This window comes from Polaromonas sp., assembly GCF_012927415.1.
Classification (GTDB): domain Bacteria; phylum Pseudomonadota; class Gammaproteobacteria; order Burkholderiales; family Burkholderiaceae_C; genus Polaromonas.
Genome location: NZ_JABBPF010000131.1, coordinates 1 through 8,041 on the forward strand (window position 1 = coordinate 1; position 8,041 = coordinate 8,041).

Sequence of the window (8,041 nt, forward strand, 5' to 3'; positions counted from 1 at the left end):
GGCCCGGCGAGGCCGCAGAGCCGCGCAAATTTGTCTTTCTGGTCAGCGAAAGCCGCCCGCCGGCCTGCGCGCAGCCAGCGCTGGCGGCCGAGCAGGCGGCCCGCAAGCGTGAGGAGCTTAACGCGCTGTATGTCGCCCTCACGCGGGCACGAAACACCTTGATGATTTCCTCCATCGAGCCGCACCGGGCAACCACGGATAGCTGGTGGAAACGTCTGCAGGGGCTGCCTGCCGGTTTGATGGAGGAAATCGCCGCGCCTATTTCGCTCCAGCCGTTGACTGAAAATTCTGCAGCCGGGGATGACGCCATCTTCAACCTGCCCGAACTACCGGCATTGCCAGACGCCATGCGGCTTCAGCCTGCCACTGAACCGCCGGTCGATGAAGATTCCGTCAGTGCCCGCATCGGCAAAGCCATGCACCGCCTGCTGGAGTGGGGCGGCCATTCGTCGGATGAGCATGTGGGCGCGGTGGCTGGAGAGTTTCGTCTCAGTCCGGCGCAAGCTGCCGAGGCATGCGCCCTGGCGCAGCGCATTCTGGGGGGGCAGGGGGCCTGGGCCTGGAATGAGGACGCCGTCGCCTGGCAGGGCAATGAAGTGGACCTCGTGTACCAGGGCCAGCCCTTGCGGCTGGACCGCCTGGTGCTGCGCAAGGACGCCGGTCATGAAGGCCACTGGTGGGTGCTCGACTACAAATCGGCCCACGCCCCGCAACGGCAACCAGCGCTGATTGCGCAATTGCAGTGTTACCGGGCTGCGGTGCAATTGATTTACCCGGGCACCACGGTTAAAGGCGCGTTTTTGACGGGATACGGCAAGGTGGTGGAGCTGGCCTGATTGACGCGGCAGGCGAGACTGCGGGGGGGTGCGTTGTTGTCGATGGCGTGCCGGTTTTCGATAGAACATGCCTCAATGTCCAGTGCCTGTAACCAGACAAAGAAGTGGAATGTGATCGATGTCGTTGCGTGCAGCCTGCGCCGCGCAACCCCGTGGCTCGCCGTTGCCGCACCGGCAGGCCGAAAGAATGAACACTCCGGGTTGCCAACGGGCCTGCGGGACGCCGCCGTCAGCCGAGGCTTCCATCATCAACCTGCCAGGGTCTTACGCGTCCAGGCGTCCAGGCGTCCTTGACGCTGGCTCATGCAAGGCAATGCCAAGTCATGCCTTGCAAGGCGGGCAGGATTGCAGGCCTCCTGCAAGCTGCAATAATCAGTGATTGCCTGTCAAACATCTTGCGGCCAGCCTGCGCCGCAGTTTTTAAGTAATTTTGGCTCGGTGTCCATGATTTACGGTCATGGATTGCTATCAAAAACAGAGCTGATTTGACGCATTGGAAACGCGGGTTTCGGATGGCAGTCATGTCGGCCTCAAGTTGCACCCTGTGCAGACGGATTATCTTTTGAACAACTCAACCACTCTTGCAACACCGGCGAAGCCTTTGCGTGTTGCCATCATCGGCGGCGGCCCGGCCGGCCTGATGGCTGCCGAAATACTGGCCAGCGCCGGACCGGCGCTTTCCGTGCAGCTCTATGACACGATGCCCTCGGTCGGCCGCAAGTTTTTGCTGGCCGGCAGGGGTGGGCTGAATCTCACGCACTCGGAGCCACCCGAGGTTTTCATGCGGCGCTATGGCGAACACAGCGCCCCCTTGCAGCCGCTGATTGCCGCTTTTGGCCCGGCTGACCTGCGGGCCTGGGCCGACGCTCTGGGCGTGGAGACCTTTGTCGGCAGCTCCGGCCTGGTGTTTCCCAGGGATATGAAGGCTGCGCCGCTGCTGCGCGCCTGGCTGCACCGTCTGCGCGAGGCGGGCGTGCAGTTTTCCATGCGCCATCGCTGGCTGGGCTGGACGGGCGACGGCGCGCTGAAGTTTTCAACGCCGGCGGGCGAGGTGTCGGTCGATGCCGATGCCGTAGTGCTGGCCCTCGGCGGTGGCAGCTGGACGCGCCTGGGTTCCGATGGCGCCTGGGTACCGCAGCTGGCAGAACGCGGCGTGGCCGTGGCGCCACTACAGCCATCCAACTGCGGGTTTGATGTGGGGGCGCAGCCGCCTGCCAAAGACACTGCGGAGCACGGTGAAACACGTCGCGAATTTCTGAAAGAGCTGATCGGTCAGAGTCCCGCTGCCCAGTCGGGCTGGACCGAGCACTTTTCCGGCAAATTCGCTGGCCAGCCCTTCAAGTCGGTCGCCATTCATTTCACTGATTCGCTGGGCCGCAAGTTCAGCCGTAGGGGCGAGTTCGTCGCGACCGCCACCGGCGTGGAAGGCAGCCTGATTTACGCCGTCTCGCCGCTACTGCGTGACGAGATTGCCGCGCACGGCAGCGCGACCTTCCAGCTCGACCTGCTGCCCGACAAATCGCCCGAACAGGTTCTGTTCGAGGTACGCCATCCGCGCGGTTCACGCTCGCTTTCCAGCCACCTGAAAAGCCGCCTGAACCTGGACGGCATCAAGGCTGCGATGCTTTATGAAGTGCTCGGCAAGGACGACATCGCCGATCCGGTCAAACTTGCCGCCGGCATCAAGGCGCTGCCGGTGCGGCTGGTAGCGGCCCGGCCGATTGACGAAGCCATCAGCAGCGCGGGGGGCGTGAAGTTCGAAGGCCTGGATGCCCAACTGCAGGTTCATGCCGCGGCCGGCCGGGCGCAGCCGGGGTGTTGGGCTGGTGAGATGCTCGACTGGGAAGCGCCCACCGGCGGTTACCTGCTCACCGCCTGCCTGGCCAGCGGACGCGCCGCCGGACGCGGAGTTTTGAGCCATTTTGGGCTGTAGTCCAATGAATATCAATTTATTCTGCTATTACTATAATAGCGTCTGTGATTGCTTCGCGCAGATGTCTAGCGCCGCGCGGCAGGCCACAGCTGCGGTTCAAAAGACCAGTCTCCTGGTCTGGGCCGCCTTGATTCTTCCCTCCAGAAGCATGTTCAAATACTGAAAAATGCACTTTGCCGGACTGCCACTCAAACGCAGCAGCCGGTCTGCCCGGGCACGCATCGCCGGGCACGGCTGCCGGCAAAACATATCCAAACAACATTACCATGTGATACCGCCATACCGACGGCTTGCATTCTGGGAAAATCTACTCATGAAATATTTGGCAAGTTCCGTGCTTCTGGCTTTGACGTTGACCGTGGCTCACGCCGAGAAGCTGGAGCCGTTCAACGCGGTTTACGCCCGCACGGATTACAGCTCACCCTATTTGGACGCCAAAACAAGGGCCGATGAAGGCTCTGCCAGCGCGCAGTTTGACCTTGGCCGGATGTTTGAAAACGGCCAGGGTGTTGGTACGGACGACCAGCAGGCCGTGTTCTGGTATGGCAAAGCGGCTGAGCAGGGCTATGCCGACGCGCAGACCAGTCTGGGCGAGTTGTACGCCAGAGGCCGTGGCTTGCCCAGAAACGACCCGTACGCGGTAGCCTGGTTTCGCAAAGCCGCGGAGCAGGGACTTGCCAGGGCTCAGTACGACCTGGCCTATATGTATTCCAGAGGCCTCGGCGTGCCCAGGGACGACCAGCAGGCCATTGACTGGTATCGCAAGGCGGCCGGGCAGGGGGTTGCCAAGGCGCAGTACAACCTGGGCGAGATTTACGCCAAAGGCGTGGGCGTGCCCAAGGATGACCAGCTGGCTTATTTTTGGTGGTTGTTGGCCAGTTCGCAAGGATTGGCACAAGCGGTGGAAAAACGCGACTTCGTCGAGCTGCGGCTGTCTCCTGAGCAACGCGCAGGCGGCCAGGCTGCGGCACGCAGCTGGATCCCGAAGCTTGTGCCGGTGCCGGTCCAGCAGATTCCCTAGCGCGTGGCCAGGCACTGTGGTGTAACTGCTGGCTTTGTCCCCGAATTCAGGAAAATGGACCTGTCATGATTGTTCGCTTTCATATTGACCCGATATCGCAAGACCTGTACGAGTACCGGGTCACCTATGAGGGCGAGGAACTGTTTGGCGACGCCGGGCTGAGCAGCATCGAGGAGTGCATCGTCGCCGCGACCGAAGGCCTGGGTCGCGATGCCGTGGCTGCCGAGGTGGCTTACAAGGGCATTATCAGTGGCACTTATGCGCTGGCCTCGCTGGCCTTGATGTCTGAACAGATTGCCGACCATGCGCTGCAAACGGCGGTGGCGATAGAAGAGGTGAGCCTGTAAGACCTGGCCTTGGTGCGTCTGGAGCGGGCCGAATTAACACGGAATCTACGCGCCTGCCGCAAGCTGCAACGCCGTAGCGGGCTGCCAGCGGTCTTGCCTTAAAAGGCGAATGAAAGGCCTACAAAGCGCCTGTGAAAAGCCCTTGACGGACCTAACGCCGGTATTGCTCCTGATCCAGCAGGAGCTGGGCCCGAAAGTCAGCTGCAATCGGCTGGGTCTGTCGCTGCGGCTGCGCGTCGCGACCCTGGGGCGTGACGCGGCGGGCACCGTCAAAACGGGTCTGCCAGTAACGCCCACCCATGCTTTCAACGCGCACTTCAGCCCCTGGTTTGGGCGCGTGGATGAACTTGCCTTCGCCGACGTAAATGCCGACATGGCTGAATGCCCGCCTGAGGGTGTTGAAAAACACGAGATCACCGGGCTGCAGATCGCTTTTTTCAATACTTTGAGTGGCAGCCGCCTGCTGCTCGGCCCGCCGTGGCAGCAAAAGCCCTACGCTTTGCTGATAAATGGCGCGTACAAAGCCGCTGCAGTCAAAGCCATTTTCATTGTTGCCGCCGCGCTTGTAGGGAACTCCCAGAAACCCCATGGCAGTGACCACAAGTTCGGATGCCCGGTTGCTGACGTTTTGGCGAACCTGGTCGATTTGTGTAAGCAATCCCCTGTCTGCCAGAAGTCTGTCCATGTCGTCGCCAGAGCTGCCGGGGCTGGCGTGCGCCGTGGTGACATAGAGCGCTACGATAGCAACGACGAGAGCAGGGGTAAACATTCGCATGGGCTGGAGCATACTTGAAGGATTGGTCCTACGTCAATCGCGGGTTCCTACCAAGATTCGCAGTCAAGTCATTGATTTAAAAGGATCTGGAACAGGCGCAAAAAATTATTTTGATGTCAGTGCCCCGCTTTTCTGCGCTGAATCGGCGCGCGCGCATCATTTACGGTTCATCTGGTACTTGGCAACATTTCCCCCATCTGCCGGGTGTCACCGCCAAATCCGGAAAATGAGCAGACAACCAGACAGGCTGTGCGCTGCTTGAAGATTTTTTCGCTTTTAAGGGATGAAATATGCTCCTGGTCCATTATTTACGGTTGTTAGTTGCTATTTATTTAGTAGCAACCGGATTGGCGCTTCCCCGGCTCCATGCGCAGACCCTTCGCCCGGAAACAGTGGCGGTGGGCCTGCAAAACCCCTGGGCGCTGGCTTTTTTGCCTGATGGCCGCTTTTTGGTGACGGAGCGCCCCGGTCGCCTGCGGGTGGTAGGGATGGATGGCAAGCTCGGAGCGCCTGTGGCCGGTTTGCCGGCGATCGCCGTGGGTGGGCAGGGCGGTTTGCTGGATGTAGTGCTGGACAGCGACTTTGTCCGCAATCGCGTGCTGTATTTCTGCTTTTCCGAGCCGGCGCCAACCGGCAAGGCCAACAGCACGGCATTGGCGCGCGCCACGCTGAGTGCGGACGACAGCCGGCTGGATAACCTTACGGTCATTTTCAGCCAGCAACCCAAGGTGGCCAGCTCAGCCCATTTTGGTTGTCGCATCGTGGAAAGTCGCGCGCCCGGCGTCGGCGCGCAAGCCGATGGCAAGCTATTCCTGACGCTGGGCGAGCGCTTTTCCCGCAAGGAAGATGCACAAAAGCTTGACAACCACTTGGGCAAAGTCGTGCGGATCAACAAGGATGGCTCGGTGCCGCAAGACAACCCTTTTTCGGGCAAGCCCGGGGCCTTACCCGAAATCTGGAGCTATGGCCACCGCAACAGCCAGGGTGCAACGCTTGCACCGGACGGCAGCTTGTGGATGCATGAGCACGGCCCGCAGGGCGGCGACGAGATCAATCTGCCCAAGCCAGGCGCGAACTATGGCTGGCCCATCATTACCTATGGTGAAAACTATGGCGGCGGCAAGATTGGCGACGGACTGACCGAAAAAGCCGGCATGGAGCAGCCGCTGCATTACTGGCTGCCCTCGATTGCGCCCTCGGGCATGGCTTTTTTGAGCAGCGAGCGTTATGGAAAGTCATGGCGCGGCAATCTGTTCGTGGGCTCGCTGAAGTTTGCCTATCTTGACCGCATCGAACTGTCGGAGCCCTTTGCCGGCAAGGTGGTGCGCGAAAGCAGGTTGCTGACCGACGTGGGCGAACGGATTCGCGACGTCAGGCAGGGCCCGGATGGTCTGCTTTACGTGCTGACCGACAGCCCCAACGGCAAGCTGCTGCGGCTGCTGCCTGCGCAGGGCCAGTAGCGGCCAATAGCGGCCAGCGGCCTCAAACCGGCTGTATTGCCTGCTGGCCGCGCTTGACGAAAAACAAGCCCGCGCCCACGGCCATGAGAAGCCCGCCGAACGCCCGGTTTTGCCATTTCACGGCTTGAGCGTTCATGAAGAACTTTTGCAGCCGGCTGGCCGCGTAGGCGTAGCCATGCATCACCACCAAGTCGACTGCCACCGTGGTCAGGGCCATCACCAGCAGCTGCAGCCAGAGCGGCCGCGCCGGATTGATGAATTGCGGAAGTACCGCCACCATGAACAAAATGCCTTTGGGATTGGTCACATTCGTCAGCAAACCAGTGAGAAAAAGCCTGCGTGGTGACAAGGCCTTCAGGCCAGTGGCAGGCGAGCCGCTACCGGCGACCGGGAGCGCCTGCGAAGAGCGCCACTGCTGCCAGCCAATGTAGATCAGGTAGCCGGCACCCAGGGTTTTGACCATGCTGAAAGCCAGCTCCGACGCAATCAGCAGCGAACCTACCCCGGCCCCCGCCACCAGCAGGATCACCAACAGCCCGGCTTGCAGCCCCGCGATGGTTGCCTGCGTGCGTCGCACCCCGTAGCTCAGGCCGTGGCTCATGGCCAGCACCGCCCCCGAGCCGGGAGAAAACGCGATCAGTACGGAGGCGAGCAGGTAAGCAGTCCAGGTTTGAAGAGACATGGGGTTTGGGATGCCGGGCCAGCGGCGATTAAAGCTGAGGAGCGAATCCTACCGCGACTGGCCGGTCCCGCCGTTATCATGCTTGTATGACTTCAAGCGCTTCCTGGTCCCGCATGCTGACCCACTCGGGCCAGACCGCGCAGCGGTGGTTCGTCGAGTGGTGGCAACTGGTGCACCTGGGTGCGCTGATCATGGTGCTGGCCCTGTCCCCGTCGAGTTACAGCCGGGACAACCGCGGCGTGCTGGGCCGACACATCTATCTCAACACCGCGCCGATTCTGCTGGGCTTTTCGTTGCTCTGCGCGCTGGTGACAGTCGTCATCACGCGCATCGTCGTCGTCACGGCGCTCAGCTATGGCTTGTCGCAATATGCCTTGCAGGTGGTCATACGCGTGTTGGTTCTGGAGCTGATTCCCCTGACGGCGGCGCTGTTCGTGGCCCTGCGCTGCACCATTCCCGACGGCGCCGAGCTGACCGCCATGCAGGCCAGCGGCGAGCTTGACGAGATGCGCCGTCAGGGGGGCGAGCCAATGCGACGCGAGGTATTGCCGCGCGTGGTGGCCGGCATGTTTTCCGGCATTACGCTGGCCGCGCTGAGCTGCGTGGTATCGCTGGTGGTCGCGTACGTCGCCGTTTACGGTTTTGCCATGGCGGGTCTGGCCGGCTACACGCGGTTGTTCGGGCAGGTTTTCAGTCCGGCCGTGACGCTTATTTTTGTGATGAAAACCCTGCTGTTCAGCCTGTCGGTGTCGCTCATTCCCATGGCCTCGGCGCTTTACGGCATTCCTGGTATCCAGGGCACCAGTGTTCGTACCAGTGCGGAAATGCGCGGGCTGGTCCGGATGTTTGCCGTCATCCTGCTGATCGAAGTGGCTTCGCTGGTCGGCAACTATTATTGACATTTTCCCCATCGTACCTTCATGAGTTCACCCCCAAATCCATCGCCGCCGCCGCCCGCCAGCCACGATCTGGGACCGGGCGCAACCG

At 61.4% G+C, this 8,041-nt stretch carries 8 protein-coding genes and 1 pseudogene; 6 read left to right on the forward strand and 3 right to left on the reverse strand.

The features are described 5' to 3' along the window. Positions 1 to 836 (forward strand): annotated as a pseudogene (locus tag HHJ19_RS11960) (DNA helicase UvrD); the annotation flags it as partial. A 301-nt stretch (positions 837 to 1,137) separates the two neighbouring features. Here the strand turns inward: HHJ19_RS11960 and HHJ19_RS11965 are convergent. After that, on the reverse strand, positions 1,138 to 1,359 hold the full coding sequence (locus HHJ19_RS11965; protein ID WP_296907612.1) for a hypothetical protein: 222 nt from the start codon (positions 1,357 to 1,359) through the stop codon (positions 1,138 to 1,140). Between the two features lie 39 nt (positions 1,360 to 1,398). On the opposite strand from HHJ19_RS11965, the gene HHJ19_RS11970 reads away from it, so the two are divergent. The 3 genes from HHJ19_RS11970 to HHJ19_RS11980 all read left to right on the forward strand — a co-directional run bounded on the left by HHJ19_RS11970 (position 1,399) and on the right by HHJ19_RS11980 (position 4,137). Continuing rightward, positions 1,399 to 2,769, forward strand: coding sequence for a TIGR03862 family flavoprotein (locus tag HHJ19_RS11970; protein ID WP_296907615.1), 1,371 nt, complete (start codon positions 1,399 to 1,401; stop codon positions 2,767 to 2,769). A 313-nt stretch (positions 2,770 to 3,082) separates the two neighbouring features. Then, on the forward strand, positions 3,083 to 3,790 hold the full coding sequence (locus HHJ19_RS11975) for a tetratricopeptide repeat protein (RefSeq protein WP_296907618.1): 708 nt from the start codon (positions 3,083 to 3,085) through the stop codon (positions 3,788 to 3,790). A gap of 65 nt (positions 3,791 to 3,855) precedes the next feature. Beyond that, entirely contained in the window at positions 3,856 to 4,137 is a 282-nt protein-coding gene (locus HHJ19_RS11980) for a hypothetical protein (RefSeq protein WP_296907620.1), read from the forward strand. Between the two features lie 151 nt (positions 4,138 to 4,288). Here HHJ19_RS11980 and HHJ19_RS11985 read toward each other — a convergent pair whose 3' ends face one another. Continuing rightward, positions 4,289 to 4,912 carry a C40 family peptidase gene (locus HHJ19_RS11985; RefSeq protein WP_296907622.1) on the reverse strand — a complete coding sequence of 208 codons (624 nt, stop codon included), beginning with the start codon at positions 4,910 to 4,912 and terminating at the stop codon, positions 4,289 to 4,291. 290 nt (positions 4,913 to 5,202) lie between these two features. Between HHJ19_RS11985 and HHJ19_RS11990 the strand changes: the two genes are divergently transcribed. Next, a complete protein-coding gene (locus tag HHJ19_RS11990; protein ID WP_296907624.1) occupies positions 5,203 to 6,372 on the forward strand; it encodes a PQQ-dependent sugar dehydrogenase in 1,170 nt (389 codons plus the stop codon). 22 nt (positions 6,373 to 6,394) lie between these two features. Here HHJ19_RS11990 and HHJ19_RS11995 read toward each other — a convergent pair whose 3' ends face one another. Further along, on the reverse strand, positions 6,395 to 7,054 hold the full coding sequence (locus HHJ19_RS11995) for a LysE family transporter (RefSeq protein ID WP_296907627.1): 660 nt from the start codon (positions 7,052 to 7,054) through the stop codon (positions 6,395 to 6,397). Positions 7,055 to 7,140: 86 nt separating this feature from the next. Between HHJ19_RS11995 and HHJ19_RS12000 the strand changes: the two genes are divergently transcribed. Next, the gene (locus HHJ19_RS12000; protein ID WP_296907630.1) at positions 7,141 to 7,953 is read left to right on the forward strand and encodes an ABC transporter permease; all 813 of its coding nucleotides are present in this window, start codon (positions 7,141 to 7,143) and stop codon (positions 7,951 to 7,953) included. Positions 7,954 to 8,041: the final 88 nt, after the last annotated feature.